16 protein-coding genes and 1 tRNA gene are annotated in these 18,953 nt (G+C 42.9%); 9 read left to right on the top strand and 8 right to left on the bottom strand.

Going from position 1 to position 18,953, the window contains the following annotated elements; genetic code table 11:
* Positions 1-59 precede the first annotated feature (59 nt).
* The gene (locus AB4232_RS15120) at positions 60-1,064 is read right to left on the bottom strand and encodes an ornithine carbamoyltransferase (RefSeq protein WP_372087447.1); all 1,005 of its coding nucleotides are present in this window, start codon (positions 1,062-1,064) and stop codon (positions 60-62) included.
* A 155-nt stretch (positions 1,065-1,219) separates the two neighbouring features.
* Positions 1,220-2,440: an arginine deiminase gene (gene arcA / locus AB4232_RS15115; protein WP_009847726.1), complete on the bottom strand. Its 1,221-nt coding sequence runs from the start codon at positions 2,438-2,440 to the stop codon at positions 1,220-1,222.
* 577 nt (positions 2,441-3,017) lie between these two features.
* On the opposite strand from arcA, the gene rraB reads away from it, so the two are divergent.
* Together rraB and AB4232_RS15105 are read left to right on the top strand one after the other, a co-directional pair.
* Positions 3,018-3,434, top strand: a complete 417-nt coding sequence (rraB, locus tag AB4232_RS15110) for a ribonuclease E inhibitor RraB (RefSeq protein WP_004735324.1) — start codon at positions 3,018-3,020, stop codon at positions 3,432-3,434.
* A gap of 124 nt (positions 3,435-3,558) precedes the next feature.
* Positions 3,559-4,356: a glycosyl hydrolase 2 galactose-binding domain-containing protein gene (locus AB4232_RS15105; protein ID WP_009847725.1), complete on the top strand. Its 798-nt coding sequence runs from the start codon at positions 3,559-3,561 to the stop codon at positions 4,354-4,356.
* A 94-nt stretch (positions 4,357-4,450) separates the two neighbouring features.
* On the opposite strand, the gene AB4232_RS15100 is transcribed toward AB4232_RS15105, so the two are convergent.
* Together AB4232_RS15100 and AB4232_RS15095 are read right to left on the bottom strand one after the other, a co-directional pair.
* Positions 4,451-5,356: a bifunctional helix-turn-helix transcriptional regulator/GNAT family N-acetyltransferase gene (locus AB4232_RS15100; RefSeq protein ID WP_009847724.1), complete on the bottom strand. Its 906-nt coding sequence runs from the start codon at positions 5,354-5,356 to the stop codon at positions 4,451-4,453.
* 79 nt (positions 5,357-5,435) lie between these two features.
* A complete protein-coding gene (locus AB4232_RS15095) occupies positions 5,436-5,840 on the bottom strand; it encodes a DUF2061 domain-containing protein (RefSeq protein ID WP_009847723.1) in 405 nt (134 codons plus the stop codon).
* Between the two features lie 331 nt (positions 5,841-6,171).
* On the opposite strand from AB4232_RS15095, the gene AB4232_RS15090 reads away from it, so the two are divergent.
* On the top strand, positions 6,172-7,344 hold the full coding sequence (locus AB4232_RS15090) for a YjgN family protein (RefSeq protein WP_372087446.1): 1,173 nt from the start codon (positions 6,172-6,174) through the stop codon (positions 7,342-7,344).
* A complete protein-coding gene (locus tag AB4232_RS15085; protein ID WP_372087445.1) occupies positions 7,344-8,351 on the top strand; it encodes a M48 family metallopeptidase in 1,008 nt (335 codons plus the stop codon). The genes AB4232_RS15090 and AB4232_RS15085 overlap by 1 nt, the downstream gene beginning before the upstream one ends.
* Positions 8,352-8,428: 77 nt before the next feature.
* On the opposite strand, the gene AB4232_RS15080 is transcribed toward AB4232_RS15085, so the two are convergent.
* The 3 genes from AB4232_RS15080 to pepA form a co-directional block, all read right to left on the bottom strand.
* Entirely contained in the window at positions 8,429-11,302 is a 2,874-nt protein-coding gene (locus AB4232_RS15080) for a valine--tRNA ligase (RefSeq protein ID WP_372087444.1), read from the bottom strand.
* 103 nt (positions 11,303-11,405) lie between these two features.
* Positions 11,406-11,855 carry a DNA polymerase III subunit chi gene (locus AB4232_RS15075; RefSeq protein ID WP_009847719.1) on the bottom strand — a complete coding sequence of 150 codons (450 nt, stop codon included), beginning with the start codon at positions 11,853-11,855 and terminating at the stop codon, positions 11,406-11,408.
* Between the two features lie 99 nt (positions 11,856-11,954).
* Positions 11,955-13,475 carry a leucyl aminopeptidase gene (gene pepA, locus AB4232_RS15070; protein WP_017097529.1) on the bottom strand — a complete coding sequence of 507 codons (1,521 nt, stop codon included), beginning with the start codon at positions 13,473-13,475 and terminating at the stop codon, positions 11,955-11,957.
* Positions 13,476-13,666: 191 nt separating this feature from the next.
* Here pepA and lptF point away from each other — a divergent pair, with 191 nt between their 5' ends.
* Positions 13,667-14,767, top strand: coding sequence for an LPS export ABC transporter permease LptF (lptF, locus tag AB4232_RS15065; protein ID WP_009847716.1), 1,101 nt, complete (start codon positions 13,667-13,669; stop codon positions 14,765-14,767).
* A 3-nt stretch (positions 14,768-14,770) separates the two neighbouring features.
* A complete protein-coding gene (gene lptG, locus AB4232_RS15060) occupies positions 14,771-15,841 on the top strand; it encodes an LPS export ABC transporter permease LptG (RefSeq protein ID WP_012604850.1) in 1,071 nt (356 codons plus the stop codon).
* Between the two features lie 61 nt (positions 15,842-15,902).
* Here lptG and AB4232_RS15055 read toward each other — a convergent pair whose 3' ends face one another.
* The gene (locus tag AB4232_RS15055) at positions 15,903-16,379 is read right to left on the bottom strand and encodes an RDD family protein (protein WP_269335793.1); all 477 of its coding nucleotides are present in this window, start codon (positions 16,377-16,379) and stop codon (positions 15,903-15,905) included.
* A gap of 195 nt (positions 16,380-16,574) precedes the next feature.
* Between AB4232_RS15055 and AB4232_RS15050 the strand changes: the two genes are divergently transcribed.
* The 3 genes from AB4232_RS15050 to AB4232_RS15040 all read left to right on the top strand — a co-directional run bounded on the left by AB4232_RS15050 (position 16,575) and on the right by AB4232_RS15040 (position 18,647).
* Positions 16,575-16,659, top strand: a tRNA-Leu gene (locus AB4232_RS15050).
* 245 nt (positions 16,660-16,904) lie between these two features.
* On the top strand, positions 16,905-17,312 hold the full coding sequence (locus AB4232_RS15045; protein ID WP_029223884.1) for a VOC family protein: 408 nt from the start codon (positions 16,905-16,907) through the stop codon (positions 17,310-17,312).
* A gap of 81 nt (positions 17,313-17,393) precedes the next feature.
* The gene (locus AB4232_RS15040; protein WP_009847713.1) at positions 17,394-18,647 is read left to right on the top strand and encodes an HD-GYP domain-containing protein; all 1,254 of its coding nucleotides are present in this window, start codon (positions 17,394-17,396) and stop codon (positions 18,645-18,647) included.
* The last annotated feature ends 306 nt before the right edge of the window (positions 18,648-18,953 follow it).

The raw sequence follows: 18,953 nt of genomic DNA, 5'->3' as shown, positions 1-18,953 counted from the left end.
CGCTTTCAATTTGTGAGCGCAAGCGATTACATCAAGCTTTTGTTTACTTTCATTATTCTCTATTGGCCAAGTGTCGCGACCATTACCGCTTTGATGGTGTGCATACGATTTTCTGCTTCATCAAATACAATCGAGTAGTCAGACTCAAATACTTCGTCTGTTACTTCTAAACCGTTCATTCCATATTTGTCTGCGACTTGCTGGCCGATCACGGTTTCATTATTGTGGAAAGCAGGCAGGCAATGCATGAACTTCACTTGAGGGTTACCTGTGAGCTTTATGACATCCATATTCACTTGGTAAGGTGTCATCACAGCCACGCGTTCGTCCCAAGCTTCAGGTGCTTCACCCATAGAAACCCAAACATCGGTGTAAAGGAAATCACAACCTTTTACGCCTTCGGCAACGTCTTCAGTCAGCGTTATTTGTGCACCTGTATTTTGCGCAATTGCTTGGCATTCTTCGACAAGCTGTTCTTCTGGCCAGAAAGCTTTAGGTGCGACAAGGCGAATATCCATACCCATCTTCGCGGCACCGACTAACAGAGAATTACCCATGTTGTTGCGTGCATCGCCTAGGTAAGCAAAACTGATTTGATGCAGATGTTTACCGCGACCATGCTCAAGCATAGTGAGGAAATCAGCCAAGATCTGAGTTGGATGGAACTCATCAGTAAGGCCATTCCACACTGGAACGCCAGCATAAGCGCCAAGATCTTCGACAATACTCTGGCCAAAACCACGATATTCAATACCATCGTACATACGACCTAATACACGCGCGGTATCTTTCATTGATTCTTTTTGACCAATCTGAGAACCAGAAGGGCCTAAATAAGAGACTTGAGCTCCTTGATCAAAAGCAGCTACCTCAAAGGCACATCGAGTTCGAGTTGATGCTTTTTCAAAGATCAAAGCGAGGTTTTTACCGTTAAGCTTTTTCTGCTCTGTACCTGCATACTTAGCTTTTTTAAGGTCAGCAGACAGGTTGAGTAAAAACTGAATCTCTTTAGGAGTAAAGTCGAGAAGTTTTAGAAAGTTACGATTGCGAAGATTAAATGCCATCTCTCGCTCCTTGGGTATATAGAATCAATGAAGAACTTAGTTAAACATAAAAATGCTATATTTGTGAATATTTATTTTATTAATTTGATAAAAAAGGCCAGTACAATGGTACTGGCCTAGATAAGTTATGTGTTCGCTTTACTGAACTACTTGAGTTAAATACCGTCTCTTTCTATAGGACAGCTCATGCAACGAGCGCCACCACGACCGCGACCCAGTTCATTGCCTGGAATTGTCAGAACTTCGATGCCTGCTTTGTCGTATTTCTCATTGGTGTAAACATTACGCTCATAACCGATAACCGTACCCGGTTTCACTGTCAGTACGTTGTTAGCGTCATTCCACTGTTCACGTTCAGCTTCGTAGTTATCACCACCAGTTGTGATGATCTTCAGTTGATCGAGGTCCAGTGCGCCTTCAATCGCTGTTAGGTAGTTTTCAGCTTTCTCTACTCGCATTTCGCCATTTTCTTTTGGCGTTAAGCGCCAGGTGTCTAAGTCTTTGCGAACGATCTCTGGATAGACAGAGAATGTGTCGATATCCATGTGCGTCATGACCGTATCAAGGTGCATACAAGAGCGGTGCTTCGGTAAATCAATCGCAATCACTTCTTTAGCTTGACCGGACTTGAATAAACTCGCAGCTAGGTTTTCGACACCTTGTGGCTTGGTACGCTCTGAAATACCGATAAGAACAGCGCCTTTACCGATTACCAGTACATCACCACCTTCAATATTGGCGTTGTCGTAATGAAGATCTTCATCACCGAAGTACTTAATGAAATCTTGTCCTGCGAATACAGGGTGCCAGCGATATATTGCTCGCAAGTGATTCGTTTCTCGTTGACGAGCAGGCATCATCATAGGGTTAAGAGAGACACCGCCATAAACCCAGCAAGAAGTATCGCGGGTAAATAGATGGTTAGGTAGCGGCTCAATAACGAAATCAAGTGGGCGGTGCATCTTCGGTAGCATTGACGAAGATTTAATAGGAAGCTCAGAGTAGGCTAAACCACCAAGTAGGATCGTCGCCAAGTGCTCATTGTCCATTTGAGCAAGGTACTCTCTTAAATCACGTGCGAATGTAGGGCCGTAACGGAAATCAGAGATTTGAGTATTAAGCAGCCACTCACGAGCTTGTGCTACAGCGAGTGTCTCAACCAGTAGATCATGCAGTAATAACACTTCAACGTCTTGGTTACGAAGTGTTGTCGCAAAGGCATCGTGTTCTTCACCTGCTGCTTCTACTGCAAGTACATCATCAAAGAGTAGCTCATGACAGTTAGAAGGGGTGAGGTGGGTGAGTGCCCTTTCAGGCCTATTTAGGAGAACTCGTCTTAATTGACCGACTTCGGAGCCAACGTACAGCTTACTCATTTTGCATCCTTACTATTAATCCAGCGTCTATTTATGACAAGCTTGTTCGTAATATGCAAGTTTTGAAACTTGTGTAAAGGTTATGTTATTTTGATATTTTTGGTTTTAAATGCTGAGTTGTTTGTGATTGTCAATATTAAAATCCAACTGAAAGGCTGAGTTCTGGAACAAACTTTTTGCGGATCTATGCTCTAATTTCAGTGATTTGATAATCCACTTTGCTTGGTGAACGTGATTTTTCATTCAAAATTTATGCAGTTACTTACTTATAAGTGAGGTTTTATGCATCGATGAAGTGTTCGGCAGTATGCATCTGATATGACTAACCACTCAATTTTGAAGGAGTAAGGCTAAAAGTAACAATAAAAATGAAATGCTAAAACACACGGTAGTTAATAATATGTTGAAAATTTGTTTCTGTGATTTTGATTTCACTTTTTAATTGATATCCCTTCTGTTATCTAGCGATAAACTTGCTCTTCTACACCTGATCTAGGTGGCTTTTCTAGGCGATCCGTGCCATATTTCGTGGCAATCAAATTTGATCTTTTCATAGTCAACACTCTGGAGCAGACACATGTCTCACGAAGATGAATATCTATCAGTAGCGGAATTAATTGAATTTCAAAAAGGAGAGACTCGCGACATCATTGAAGCACTAATCGAAGATGGTAGCGATCCTGAAGCTCTATACGATATCGAGCATCACCTATTCGCTGAAGATTTCGCAGTACTTGAGAAAGCCGTTGTTGAAGCATTCAAAATGGGCTTTGAAGTGCTTGAAGCTGAAGAGACAGAAGACGAAGATGGCAACAAGCTACTTTGTTGTGATGCAACGATGCAGTGTACTCTGAACGCAGAAGCGATTGATGAGCAAGTTGAGAAGCTTGTAAATCTTGCAGAGAAGTTTGACATTATCTACGACGGTTGGGGCACTTACTACGAAGGTGAAGATGCTATCTACCCTGACGAAGATGATGAAGACGAAGAGTAATCTCTCCCAGTTTTAAAGAATGCCAGCCTTGAGCTGGCATTTTTTTGTCCTCAGAAAAATAAATGTCTTTATATGCATTCATTCATTATAATGCGGTCAAAATTGATCTAGCTCAAGGAATGACATGCGGCTACCTCTCGATGGTCTTTGGCAAATTTCGCCACTGACGGATCTCTCTATCCCACAAGATGACATTACCTTTCCTGCTCCATTAAGCTCAAAGCTCCCTAATAGCTTGAGTGAAGAGGAAATCGCAGAGCAAGAATGGCACCTGATGCATGACATCGAAGTGGATGATGCCATGTTGGCGTGCCCATTTGTTGAGCTAATCGTCGCAGGCGTTGACTACTTTGCAGAAGTGCGACTCAATGGCGTTGCCGTGTTTGACTGTGATGGCAGCGAAGCTGAATATCGTAAAGACATCCGCCCTTATATGCAGCCTGGTCGAAATCGTTTTGAGATCCTTTTCCTTGAAGAAGAGGAGAGCCTGTTGCTTGAAGAGGATATGGATGACTCTATCCCTTCACAGGTCGTCGCTAAATCAGATTCTCGGATTGGAATCTGGCAAGCTCCATATTTGCAGTTCGTTCGTAACGTCAAGCTTGAGCAAGTCGTCACCGAGCAAATCTGGCATCACGGTGGTGGCTGTGAGTTTAAAGTAGATGTTATCTATCAAACGCTAAAGCCAGGGTTAATATCGGCATCAATCAAGTTTAATGGTATGACTCTCGTGATGCCGATTGATGTGCGAGCAGAACATACGGGTGTTGTGTTTCAGGTTGAGGCTCCAATGGTATTTAACCTTGAGAAGCCCAACCCTAAGCATTTATATCAGTTAGAAGTGGAACTCGATGGGCAAAAAGAGAGTTCTTTCGTAGCCTTGAATCCAGCCTCTTGCGTGAGTAATTTTTTGCGTAGTTAGCGGTTATTTAATTAGCCCGTTACGTAAGGAATCAATTCGCTCACTTGCTTATCATCTGATGAACTGCCGACGCTAACCCTATTTCAAAAACACATTATAGCGTTTTGGCCATGACAACCTCACAAGCGTCATGGCCTGTTTCTCCCCAAGCTGAATCAAGGTGTTCAAAGCCCAATTTTTCGTAAAGTTTTACGGCGGCATTAAGGCATTCGGTCGTTTCTAGATACATATGTTGATAACCCAGTTCCTTAGCTTTCTCCATCGACATATTAACCAACCTCTTCGCTAAGCCTCTGCCTCTTGTTTCTGGCAAGAAGTACATCTTTTGCAGTTCACAGACTTCTGGCATACCTGCTAATGGTGCAAATCCACCACCACCGACAACCTTTCCATCAAGTTCAATTACCCAATACTGAGATCTTTCATTGTTATAAACGCTAAACATGTCTTCTAAGGTAGGATCTGCTACACCATAACCTTTATCTTCGGTTAGCCCGTTCTCATAAGAGACTTGGCGAATTACATTGGCCACTACGGTGTTGTCTTGCTGTTGTAGGGGACGAACCACCACACCGCTTGAAGCGTGGCTTTGTTGCAGTGCTTTAAGGTAGTGCTTAATTCCCCCCGAAACTTGTTGAGTTTCCGCTTCCGTTAAACGCTCAAGTACCGAGTCATAAAACTGATTCTGTTGACTGTGAAGTTGGGTAAGAGTGTTTATCCCTTGTTCTGTAACTGAAGCAACAACACTGCGCTTATCGTTGGGGTGTGGCGAGGTTTGAATTAACGAGTTCTTCGCTAGATTGTTGACTGCTCTACTGGCGTTGGACTTATCAATATTGAGCTTATCCGCTAATTGATTCACGGTTAATGGCTGCTGCTCTAGTTCGATAAGCGTATGCGCTTGAATCGGAGGTAGGGCAATATCACCACAATCTTTGTCGAGCATTCCAAGCTGTCGAACGAGCTGACGTGATAATTCTCTAAGTTGTGCTGAAGTCATGTTGCCTCTCAATATGGTTGCGATGTACAACTACAATTTAATTGCGCGCCGCAACTATGTCAACAATAAACTCTCTAGGTTAAGCGTGTTGGTGCAAACAAAACTGTGGCTGTGTTGTTTGGCTTTCTGCCTTTCGTAGCCAAACTTTCTCATGGAAGTAGTAAGCCACGGTATTCAAAGCGGGTTCTAACGTTGCCATCACACCACCAACAAAGGCATCGCCAGTCAATAAGTAGACAACGGTAAAGGCAACACTAAAGTGGATAGTAGCGAAGCTTGCTGTTTTTAATTTAGTCATCCACTGACGAGCTTTAAGCGCTGGAACTTGAGCCCAAGCCTTTTCATGAAAATAGAAGGCGACGGTATTCACAGAAGGCTCAATCATAGCGATTAAGCTACCAATTAATATATCGCCTGTTAGTACATAAGCGACACTAAATGCGATAGTAAAATGTAATGCGGCAAAGGTTAGTGTCTTTTTCATGATAATTACTCAGTCGTTGTGTTGTTTCGATAGAACTATTATTGAGAATTATTATCATTAAATCTAATGGGAAGTTAAGATTGTTTTGATAGGCAAAAGCTATTAAAGAATTCTAGAGATAACATTACCCCTAGTTAAGTGCAATTGTATGGTGACAAATACCTTAGTAAGAGTTATTCAACCCTTTGTTAGTATTTGTAAAGTTTATGATAACTCCCTTTGATTTATCCACTCAAATTATTGATTAACATGGCGTGTTTCTATAGCGTGCATTCTCTCAATGAGCACTAAGATGCACATGGTTTAATGATAAACGTCAGATGGAGTTAAAATGGAAAACAAAGAGTTGGAAACTAAGGTTCTCTTTAGTGGAAAAGGGAAAGAGTACTTTGGAATATGGATTGTTAACATTCTACTATCAGTGATCACGTTCGGTATTTATTCGGCGTGGGCAAAAGTACGTAATAAGCGGTATTTCTACGGCCATACGTCGATCGCAGGTGATAGCTTTGAATATCATGGGCAACCAATGCAGATCCTAAAAGGGCGTATTATTGCGGTCGTTTGTGTAGTGATTTGGTTTGTTTCTGAACAAGTTTCACCTTTGTTGTCTTTAGGGCTAATAGTCGCATTTGTACTACTGTTACCTTTATTGTCTCGTAGCAATGCTCGCTTTGATTCAGCGATGACCAGCTTTCGTAATGTACATTTTTCATTTAATGGAACAATTGCAGGCGCGTATTGGGCGATTCTAGGGCGCGGTACTTTAGCGACTCTAGGATTTGTTGCAGCAATTGGTGTGGTTGTGTTTGCAATGAAGCTGAACATAGTGGCAGGCGTGCTAGCAACGTTGGTGTTATTACCTGCTTATGTATGCCTACAAGCGTGGTCGTTGGTTGGCATTGCAAACTATTTCTCTAATGGTTATCGCTATGGCGAACGCCAGTTCAAAGCGGATTACAAAAATGCGTTTTACTTTAAAACCTATATTATCGCGACACTGATTTGGTTGGCGCTGATGGCTCTAGTTTTGGTGAGCTTTGTTGCTATTGTTGGCGTAAACCTAGTTAGTAACCTTGAATCATTTACTGAGATCATGAGTCATAGCGATATTGCTACCTTTATGATCGGGTACTACTTGGTCTTTATTGCTATCGGTCTTGCGATTGGTGCGTACCTTAAAGTAAAAGTGCGCAACTACACATTCTCTCGATTGGTTCTAGAAGGAAAAGACTCAGAGGCTGCGTCTGAATTTAGCTTTGCATCGACGTTGACCGTTAAAGGTTATGTGAGCGTAGTGGTAACTAATTTCTTACTTCAAGTTGTGACTATTGGTCTTGCTCGACCTTGGGTTATGGTAAGAACGACGAACTATCTTGCTAATAATACCTTTGTTTACGGTGACATAGAGTTATTAGTTGCTAGCGATCAAGACTCTAATGTGAAGTCAGCTGTTGCTGATGAAGTGGCGCAAGCTTTTGATGTCGATCTCGGTATTGGCTAATGTTATTGGGATTAGCTCACCCGCCTCGCAGCTCTGAACGCTGCGAGGCAAAGCTTGATACTTCATTGGATGGTATGTTGGTACTTTATGTCGGAGAGCAACGTATATCTGCGAGGCTTGAGAGGGTCGAGGTCAGTGTTGGTGTTGGTGTTGGTTCAACGCCAAGTAAAATTACTTTTCCTGATGGTTGGCTTTTTGTCGCTCAACCTTGTGATGAACTAACGACATTTTTAAAGCAGCATAACCAGTATGGTTGGGTCGGAAAGTTAGAAAAGAACGCACTAGTGCTCGTAATCTGCAGCGTAGTCATACTTTCCTTGACGGTTGGAACATTTACTCATGGTATTCCGTGGATTACTGAGCGTGTCGTCGCTTATCTTCCTGAACCGGTCTCAAAAATGGTAGAAGAGCGAGTTTTAGTTTCTCTGGACAAGCAATTATTTGAGCCGTCTGAATTAGATCTGTCTCGTCAGGGCAAAATTCGGCAGCGATTTGAAGGACATTTAAGAGAGCTTGGTATTGATGGAAAGGTTCGTTTACTATTTCGCTCTTCCGATTTAGGAGTAAATGCTTTTGCGTTAAGCCATAACACTATTATTGTGCTCGATGACTTGGTAAAGCTCATGGAAACCCAGCAGCAATTGGATGGTATTTTGTTTCATGAATTGGGGCATTTAGAGCATCAGCATGTCATGAAAAGCATTGTGCGTTCGAGCTTGCTCTCGATCTCTGTCGCATTGTTGACCGGAGAGAGTTCCGGAGTGATTGATAACTTAGCGGGAATTGGTGTATTTGTTGCTAACAATGGTCAGTCACAGCAAGCGGAACGCGAAGCTGATAGGTATGCTGAGGACTCGATGTGGCTGATACATGGTACCAACAAGCCAATGAGTGAGATGTTTGAATTGTTGCAAGGAAGTTCTGACCATCTGACTGAGTTACCAGCTTGGTTAAGGACTCATCCTGAGTTAACAGAGCGTATTGATTTACTGAAAAGAGTTCAATAGTAATAACTAACAAGATCAAAAAAGGGCAGAATAATCTGCCCTTTTTATATGCTTGAATTGGTAGGTTAATTTACCAATTACAATGCAGCGATTGTCGCTTTTTGCTCTTCTAGCTTAACCAGAGTTTCTTGGTAGCCTTCAAGCTTTTCACGCTCTTTCGCGATAACCGCTTCTGGTGCTTTAGCAACAAAACCTTCGTTACCTAGCTTACCTTCGATACGCTTAATCTCACCGTGAGTCTTCGCTACTTCTTTATCTAGACGAGCAAGCTCAGCATCTTTGTCGATAAGACCCGCCATTGGGATCATCAGCTCAGATTTGCCAACAAGTTTAGTTGCACAAGCTGGAGTCGCTTCGCCGTCTGCTAGAACTTTAATATCGTCTAGCTTAGCTAGAGAAGTAAGAACGATCTTATTTGCTTCGATACGAGCTGCATCTTTCTCATCAGCGACTTTGATCATTACTTCTAAGCCTTGGCTTGGTGCAATGTCGTATTCCGCACGTAGGTTACGGATAGCTGTGATGAAAGTTTTAACCCATTCGATGTCGTCAACGATCTCAGCATTGAAGTTAGCTTCATTAAACTGAGGAAGCGCTTGAGTCATGATGGTCTCGCCTTCAACGCCGTCTACTAGCGGCTTAACGCTTTGCCAGATAGATTCAGTGATGTAAGGAAGAACAGGGTGAGCAAGACGCAGAGTCTTCTCTAGAAGCGTGATAAGCGTGTAACGAGTCGCTTGTTGTTGAGCTTCAGTACCCTTCCAAAGAACAGGTTTAGTTAGCTCTAGGTACCAGTCACAGAATTGGTTCCAGATGAATTCGTAAAGCGTGTTTGCTGCCATGTCTAGACGGTAGTTGTCTAGATGAGCGTTAAATTCTTTCGCTGCAACTTCAAACTGAGATTCAATCCACTTGTCTGCTAGAGAGAATTCCATGTTTGCACGGTCTTCAACAGACAGTGACATGCCACAATCGTGCTCTTCTGTGTTCATCAGTACGTAACGGCTTGCGTTCCATAGCTTGTTACAGAAGTTACGGTAACCTTCAAGACGCTTCATGTCCCAGTTGATGTCACGGCCAGTTGAAGCCATAGCAGCAAGAGTGAAACGCAGTGCATCAGTACCGTATGGTTCGATACCATCTTCGAAAGTCTTACGTGTTGCTTTTTCGATCTTAGCAGCCAGTTTAGGTTGCATCATGTTGCCACAACGCTTTTCTACTAGCTCTTCAAGGCCGATGCCGTCAATCATATCGATAGGGTCAAGTACGTTACCTTTCGATTTAGACATCTTGTCGCCGTTTTCATCACGGATAAGGCCCGTCATGTAAACTGTTTTGAAAGGTACTTGAGCCTTGCCGTCTTCGTCTTTCACGAAGTGCATGGTCATCATGATCATACGAGCAACCCAGAAGAAGATAATATCAAAACCAGATACTAGTACTTCTGATGGGTGGAATGTTTTCATTGCTTCAGTATCTTCAGGCCAGCCTTGTGTGCCGAACGTCCAAAGTGCAGAAGAGAACCATGTATCAAGAACGTCGTTGTCTTGCTTAAGAACAATTACCGGTGAAAGGTTGTTCTTTTCACGAACTTCTTCTTCAGTGCGACCTACGTAAACTTTACCATCGTTGTCGTACCATGCTGGGATACGGTGGCCCCACCAAAGTTGACGAGAGATACACCAGTCTTGCACGTCACGCATCCACGCGAAGTACATGTTTTCGTACTGCTTAGGTACGAATTGGATCTCACCATCTTCAACGGCTTTAACAGCAGGAGCAGCAAGAGGCGCTGTACGCACGTACCATTGGTCCGTCAGCATTGGTTCGATAACCACACCACCACGGTCACCGTAAGGAACGGTTAGATCGTGATCTTTGATTTCTTCAAGTAGGCCTAGCTCTTCAAATTCAGCAACCGTTGCACGACGAGCTGCAAAGCGCTCCATACCTTGGTATTTTTCTGGAAGCTCTGTTGAGTACACATCGCTTTCTTCACCGTTCGTTGTGAAGATTTCAGCCGCATCACGGATATCACCGTTGAACGTTAGGATGTTGATCATTGGTAGGCTATGGCGCTTGCCCACTTCGTAATCGTTAAAGTCATGAGCTGGCGTGATTTTCACACAACCCGTGCCTTTATCCATGTCAGCGTGCTCATCACCTACGATAGGGATAAGACGATTTACGATAGGAAGCAGGATTTCTTTGCCGATAAGATCTTTGTAGCGAGGATCTTCAGGGTTAACTGCAACGCCTGTATCACCAAGCATGGTTTCAGGACGTGTAGTTGCAACGACAATGTAGTCTTTGCCATCAGCGGTTTTAACACCATTCGCTAGTGGGTAGCGGAAGTGCCACATGAAACCTTTTTTGTCTTTGTTTTCAACTTCAAGATCAGAAATTGCAGTGTGCAGTTTAGGATCCCAGTTTACTAGACGCTTACCACGATAGATTAGGTCTTCTTCGTATAGGCGAACAAATACTTCTTGAGTCGCAGCTGATAGGCCGTCATCCATAGTGAATCGCTCACGATCCCAGTCTACAGATGCACCAAGACGACGAAGTTGTTGAGTGATCGTGCCACCAGATTCGCCTTTCCATTCCCAGATCTTGTCGATGAAAGCTTCACGGCCGTAGTCGTGTTTTGTTTTGCCTTCTTCAGCAGCGATCTTACGCTCAACAACCATTTGAGTTGCGATACCAGCGTGGTCAGTACCCACTTGCCAAAGCGTGTTTTTGCCTTTCATACGTTGAGCACGGATAAGCGTATCCATGATCGTATCTTGGAACGCGTGACCCATGTGTAGGCTACCAGTGACGTTCGGTGGCGGGATCATGATGCTGTAAGCTTCTTTTGATGTGTCACCGTGTGGCTTAAAGTAGCCTTTCTCTTCCCAAGTCTTATACAGAGCTTGTTCGATTGATGTTGGGTTGTATGTCTTTTCCATAGTGCTCTTATAACGGATACTGTGAATGGTTAATCGTGGTCAAACTTCATAAGTGAAGCTTCTTGAATCTAAATCCAAAGATAGCTTTAACTATGAGGTTTGACTATGGATGTTGAATCTCGATAGTTTGTAGCTGATATCCAGCCTGACGGTAAATTTTATACCTTTCTCGAGCGAGTTGCTTAGCTTTTTCTTCGCAAGGAACGAAGTCTATCACCTGAGCAAAGGCGTTCGCAAAGGTTGTATGATTATCGGCCAGATTTATTACCAATTGGCGGTTCCAATTAGGTTTGACTCCTTGATGGCCTATCTCAATATTCGTTGAATATTTTGGACCTTCGCCAACCAAGTTGTGCGCGATAAATTCAGTAGGCTCTACCTGCCAAAAAACTTCAGCGATACGCTCAGCATGAACTTTATCGTTACAGTTGAGATAAAGTTTAGCGCCTTGTTTTGCAAAATGCTGAGCAAGAAACAACACGTAGTGAGCAAAACCCTCTTCGCCGGCTTGTGGGCTGTCTGAAGACACAATGTAAAATGTGGCAGTCTGCATACTGAATACTCGAACTTGGAATCGTGGAAACCAATCATACTTGGTCAACAGGAGCTAGCAAATAACGCTTATTAAAAAAGGGCCCGTAGGCCCTTTCTATTATTTTGAAGATTGCTCTTCAGTCTCATGGCCGCTGCGGTTCAATAAGAATTGGACAAGCATTGAGACAGGACGACCTGTCGAGCCTTTCGCTGCGCCTGACTTCCAAGCTGTGCCGGCACTGTCAATGTGTGCCCAGTGGTACTTTTTAGCAAATTTAGATAAGAAACATGCTGCTGTGATTGTACCAGCAGGTCGGCCACCGATATTTGCCATATCTGCAAATGGACTCGTTAGTTGCTCATGGTATTCATCGGCCATTGGCATGCGCCATGCTCTGTCACTTGCTTGCTCAGAAGCATTCACTAACTCGTGAGATAGTGGGTTGTGATTAGACAGTACAGCACTGATGTGGTGACCTAACGCCATCACACACGCGCCAGTGAGTGTTGCTACATCGACAACACAGTCTGGTTCAAAGCGTTCAACGTAAGTAAGCGCATCACATAGAACCAAGCGACCTTCAGCATCCGTGTTTAACACTTCAACTGTTTGGCCTGACATGGTCGTTAGGATATCACCTGGGCGGTAAGCATTGCTGCCTGGCATGTTTTCACAACCTGCTAGGATACCAACTACATTAATTGGTAGGTTCAGTTTAGCTAGTGCCTTCATTGTACCGAATACAGAAGCCGCACCACACATGTCGTACTTCATCTCATCCATACCTTCACCAGGCTTAAGCGAAATACCGCCTGAATCGAAAGTAAGACCTTTACCGACTAGAACAATCGGTTTTGCATCTGGGTCAGCAGCACCTTTATATTCCATGATAGACATCATAGATTCGTTCTTAGAACCACGGCCTACCGCTAAGTATGAAGTCATACCCAGCTTTTCCATCTCTTCTTCGCCAATGATCTTAGTTTTCACTGTCTCGTAATCATCGGCCAAGCGACGAGCTTGAGAAGCAAGGTAAGCAGGATTTGCGATGTTAGGTGGCATGTTGCCTAGATCTTTAGACGCTTTCACACCTGAAGCAATCGCAAGACCGTGAGAGATTGCTTTCTCACCAAGGCTCAATTCACGACGAGTTGGTACGTTGAATACCAGTTTACGTAGTGGACGACGAGTCTCTGGTTTATTACTCTTGAATTGATCAAAAGTGTAAAGGCCATCTTTAGTCGCTTCTACTGCTTGGCGAACTTTCCAGTAAGTATCACGACCTTTAACGTGCAGTTCAGTCAGGAAACATACTGCTTCCATAGAACCTGTTTCGTTTAGTGTGCTGATGGTTTTTTGGATAATTTCTTTATATTGACGCTCGCCTAGCTCACGTTCTTTACCGCAGCCTACAAGCAGAACACGTTCTGAAAGTACACCAGGTACTTGATGCAGTAGTAGCATCTGGCCAGGTTTACCCTCTAGATCACCGCGACGAAGCAGTGAACTAATATAGCCATCGCTAATCTTATCTAACTGCTCGGCTACTGGAGAAAGGCGGCGCGGTTCGAATACACCGACAACGATACATGCGCTGCGCTGTTTCTCTGGGCTGCCACTTTTTACACTGAACTCCATGCGTACTCCTACATCCTGAAGACAAATCGAACTAAATGTTGGATAATGGGTTCTTACTTGTTGGATCCTATAATGGAACTGACCTTAAAGAAGAACGTTAACACTTAGCTAAAAATTTAAAAAATAAAAGGTTCAACGGGAAATTATAGTGATTCAATCAAAAAAACAAGTTTTGTATAGGTAATTTGAGCGTGATTATTGTTAGATATTTGATCCGAGAGACAATCAAGAGCCAATTTGCGATATTTTTTGTTCTCTTTCTCGTGTTTCTCAGCCAAAAGTTCATCAGTGTTTTAGCCGACGCCTCTGATGGTGATATTCCAGCAAGCCTTGTATTATCGATCGTGGGTCTAAATATGCCAGCGATGGGGCTCTTGATGCTTCCACTTAGTATCTATATTGGCATTTTGCTGACTTTTGGCCGCCTTTATGCCGAAAGTGAGATTGTGGTGATGAATGCTACGGGTATTGGCAATAAATTCCTCATCCAATCAGCACTTTATCTGGCGTTGATTACCGCAACTGTCGCTGCTTTTAACTCCTTTTGGCTGTCTCCGTGGTCACAAGATAAAGTAGAACAAATGTATGAGGAAGTGGCTGCAGAGAACAGCGTCGATTTACTACCCAAAGGCAAATTTGCAAGGACTCCCGATGGTTCTTCAGTTGTGTTTATAGAGGGTATCGATGGTAATCAATTAGACAATGTGTTCGTTTCTCAAATGCGACCTCGTGACTCAGTGCTTCCTAGTGTGATGTTCTCTAAGTCGGGAGACGTAAAAGAATTGAGCGATGGCCGCCAAGTTATTGTGATGTACGATGGTACTCGTCATGAAGGAGTGCCTTCTCGCCTTGATTATAGAGTGACGCACTTTGAAGAGTATGAAGGCTTAATTGGTCAGCGTGAAGTAGAGAAGAAAGGTCGAGAGTGGGAAGCGATTCCAACTATTGATCTTATTGGAAATCAAGATAATCGTGCCAAGGCTGAATTGCAGTGGCGCATGTCACTGGTGTTGTGTATCCCATTGTTGACTATGCTCGTTGTACCGCTGTCAGCAGTTAATCCACGACAAGGTCGTTTTGCAAAAATAGGTCCGGCAATCCTGATTTATTTGACTTACTTCTTGGCAATCAGTGCAACCAAATCTTCAATTGAAGAAGGGGACATTCCTGCTGCAATAGGCATGTGGCCAATCAATGCATTATTATTGTTTGTCGCGATTGGTGCCAACTTTATGGATAGTGTGCCTGTTAGGCGTTTGAAAGAAAAATTCAAGAATAAGAGGTTGGCTTAAGCCGTGTTTAAGATTCTCGATTTATATATAGGCAGAACCATCATCGCGACCACGTCACTGGTATTGGTGACGTTTGTCGGTCTCTCTGGAATTATCAAGTACGTTGAGCAATTGCGGAAGGTAGGTCGTGGTACATACGATCTATTACAAGCGTTGTATTTCGTTTTATTGAGTATTCCTCGTGATATCGAAATGTTCTTCCCAATGGCGGCATTGCTTGGTGCATTGATTGGGCTTGGTATGCTTGCTGCGAGTTCTGAACTTGTGGTTATGCAAGCCGCGGGTTTCTCTAAGTTAGATATTGGTTTATCGGTACTTAAGACTGCGATTCCGTTAATGGTGATAGTGACATTACTTGGGCAGTGGGGAGCTCCGCAAGCGCAGAAGATGGCTCGTGATTTAAGAACCATCTCGGTTGCTGGTGGTAGTATTATTTCTACTCAAAGCGGTGTTTGGGCTCGAGATGCCAACGACTTCATTTTCATTGTTAAAATAGACGATGATAAGCTCTATGGTTTAAACATGTGGCGCTATGATGAGAACAAGGCTCTGAAAACGGCCATATACTCAAAAGAAGTCGATTACGTTGGAGACAACGTTTGGACAATGCGCGATGTTGAGGTCACCTCTTTTGAGAATGAAATCCAGGTCACTAAAGAGAGTTTACCGACTTTCTCTTGGGAAACATCGTTAGCTCCAGACAAACTCGCGATAGTGACGGTGAAACCGGAAGAGCTTTCGTTAAGTGGCTTGTATGATTATGTTTCTTATCTCAAAGCATCAGAGCAAGATGCTGCACGTTATGAGCTAGCTTTGTGGAGGAAGATTACTCAACCTATTTCGATAGCGGTCATGATGTTGATGGCGTTGTCGTTTATCTTTGGTCCTCTACGTAGCGTGACCATGGGTGCAAGGATTCTCTCTGGTGTAATTGCTGGCTTTACTTTCTATATATCCAGCGAGTTCTTTGGGCCAATCAGCTTGGTGTATCAAATACCACCTGCCTTTGGTGCGATAGCCCCTAGCGTGGTGTTCTTCGGAATTGCCATCATGCTCTTGAGACGGAAACTATAAATGATAAAGGAAGGCGTTAAGCCTTCCTTTTTTGATCTTGCTTTAAGTTCGCTTAATAGCGTTATTGTGCCTTTGGCAACACAACGACTTCGGTTTTTGCCCAGATATCGTGAAAGCCACGTTTCTGAGGGTCGAATGGAACACATAAGTTTGCAAGTCCAAACCCCGATGTACCTATACGTATTAGCGCTTGAGTTATTGTGATCGCAGAGCCATCTTTGTTTTGAACTCGTAGCTTCCAAGCTCTCATCCCTAGAGTTTGACCTGCTCTGGTCCAGAAGAAGACAAAGAAGTAAACCCAAACGACGACTAAGTAAAAAGTATACGCAGGGCTCCAAATCGGATGATTAGTCAAGAAGTCACTGACATCGGCATACCCGCTATGGTTAAAAATACCAAGAGCCATGAGTGCGTGCAGTAGAGCAACAATGATGCCGGCAGCCATCATTTCAATAGCGATTACAATGAGTGCGTCATAGAACAAGGCACCAAATCGGCGCATTACCCCAGCTGGTGGCAGAGTGTTTGTTGATGTCATGGTGTTATTACTTCTTTAAAAATTGAGGCGTCAGAATATAGTTTAAGGCTTGGCCTGAAAAGAGACATGACGCACAGCTTATGACTTAGTGGCGAAATTATCGGCAAACACACATGAATTCAAGTTTTTATACTTGCCACATCAGTTCGCATACGTATAATGCCAAACATCGACAGGGCAACGCCCCAAGATAATGCCGGTATGGTGAAATTGGTATACACGACGGATTCAAAATCCGTTGCTTTCGGGCGTGGCGGTTCAAGTCCGCCTACCGGTACCATATTTAAATAACAAAGCCTCGACTCAAGTCGGGGCTTTGTTATATCTGGAGAATAGAAAGCGTTGCCTTCGTAGTAGCGGCAGGAACGCCTGTCCAATCAGTCAGTTCTTATTGTGCCATTCCAAAATGTTACCGTTTCCGTTCGTAATGCGATTCCTTAGTAAATTAATTATCTTAAATCAGAACGTTATCTGTCATTCTCACGTCTATTGTCTATGTTTAAAGGACTAATAGAGGAGAAACATATGCTGACAGTAACCCCTTACTTGTTTTTTGATGGTCGTTGTAGTGAAGCGTTAGATTTTTATCATAAATGCTTTGGTGGTGTTGTTTTATCGAAGCAACTCTTTAGTGATGCTCCTCAGGTAATAGAGGGGGCACAACCTAGTTGGGTTATGCACGCTGAGTTCGAAGCATTTGGTATGAAGCTCATGATGTCTGATGGCGTTAAAGCTAAAGAACTTGAAGGGAACAATCTGGCACTTTCCTTGGTTACCGAGGATACCGCGACTCAAGAGAAAATTTTTGAGAAGCTTAAACAAGGAGGGCGAATAATGACGCCACTCGCAGATACGTTTTGGGGCGCTAGATTTGGTAAAGTGGAAGATAAGTTCGGTATTCGTTGGATGGTGCATTGTGATTCTTTAAGTTGAACCTGTGAAATTGGATAGTGAAATTCCCGTGTGGTTTTATTAGAATTATAAATATAGATTATTAATCAATATTATATAAATATGGGCAGCATAAAGATTACTGTAGATCGCATCCAGCCCGGCCTACACATACGACTCCCCCTAAAATGGAACGAACACCCATTTTTATTCAACAGCTTCAAAATAAAAGATGACGCTCAAGTGAAAATAATTCGGCATCTTGGGATTAAGCATGTCTATATAAATCTAAGTCAAAGCGATACTGCACCTTTACCTTCTAATCACGAGATAGATAAAGGGGCCGATTCAGATCTACAGATAAGCCTTGAAACTGAAAGGATGTGGAAAGATAAGCATGAACGTATCGAAACCCTAAGCTCTTACCGTCGTAGAGTCAGTCATTGTGAGAAAGAGTTCGAGCGCTCGCTTGCTCGAATGCGTTCAGTAATGACAAAAATTCGTAACCGACCTATAGATGCGGTAGGAGAGGTTAAAAGTCTAGTTGATGATATTGTTGAAATACTGGCAAGTGACGATAGCGTTACCTTACATCTTATGAATGCTAAAGCTGACTTTGAAGACATTTACTTTCATACATTAAATGTCTCTGTCGTTGCGTTAATGATAGGTAAAGCTAAAGGCTACAATACTCAACAATTGAAAGCGCTTTCTTTTGCTGCTTTGTTCCATGATGTAGGAAAGATCAAAATACCAGCTGCAATACTTAGAAAGCAGAGTACGCTGACAGCACCGGAAGAGAATTACCTAAAACTTCATACGAAATATGGTGCTGATATTGTCTCTGGAATTGATGACTTTCCTGAAAGTGCCAAAAAAGTAATCGTTCAACATCATGAAATGAATGATGGCTCTGGTTATCCTGAAGGCTTAAAAGAAGAAGAGATAGATGAACTAACCAAAATAGTTTCAGTGGCTAACGCATTCGATAATCTTTGTCATGGTAAAGCGCAATCTCAACAAATGATCCCATACTTGGCATTGTCCCACTTATATAAGAACTGCAAACATCTATATAGTCAGGATAATTTGAGTCTATTGGTTAAGTTCATGGGAGTCTATCCGCCGGGTACTGTCGTGCAGCTTTCCAATGAATCAATTGGAATCGTGATTTCGGTTAATGCCAAACATATGCTTTATCCGAACGTACTGATCTATGATCCTAGCGTTCCAAGAACCCAAGCCCCGATCATTGACCTATTTACTAAAGAGATAAAAATTGTCAATGCAGTTCATCCAAGCAAGTTACCGGAGCAAGTTAGAGAATATCTAAACCCTAGGGCTCGTTTATCTTACTTTTTTGATAATGGTGAGTAGTTATCCACAGGTTCTTGTGGGTAGTTTGTTCGAAACTTGGGTTGAAAGTTGTATAAATAAGCCCTTGGTTGAAATGTCTTCACTTAACCTCTTTTTTAAATAAAAAACGTATTTAATGCTTGCCAATGAGAGCTGCATCTCTATAATGCCGCCTCACTGACACGGCAGACGCCATAAGGCTTCAGCGAAGAATGTTAGTAAGGCAACTAGCTTTAAGCGATGATTCGCTTTTACTTTTTAAAAGTAGAAATTAATTCCGAATAAGTGTTTGACACTGAGAATTAAATAGCTAGAATGGCCGCCTCT

Origin of the sequence: Vibrio sp. 10N.286.46.A8, assembly GCF_041470165.1 — a bacterium.
Lineage (GTDB): Bacteria > Pseudomonadota > Gammaproteobacteria > Enterobacterales > Vibrionaceae > Vibrio > Vibrio tasmaniensis_A.
The sequence above is the reverse complement of the archived record's forward strand: the minus strand, read 5'-3'. Positions and strand labels throughout refer to the sequence as shown.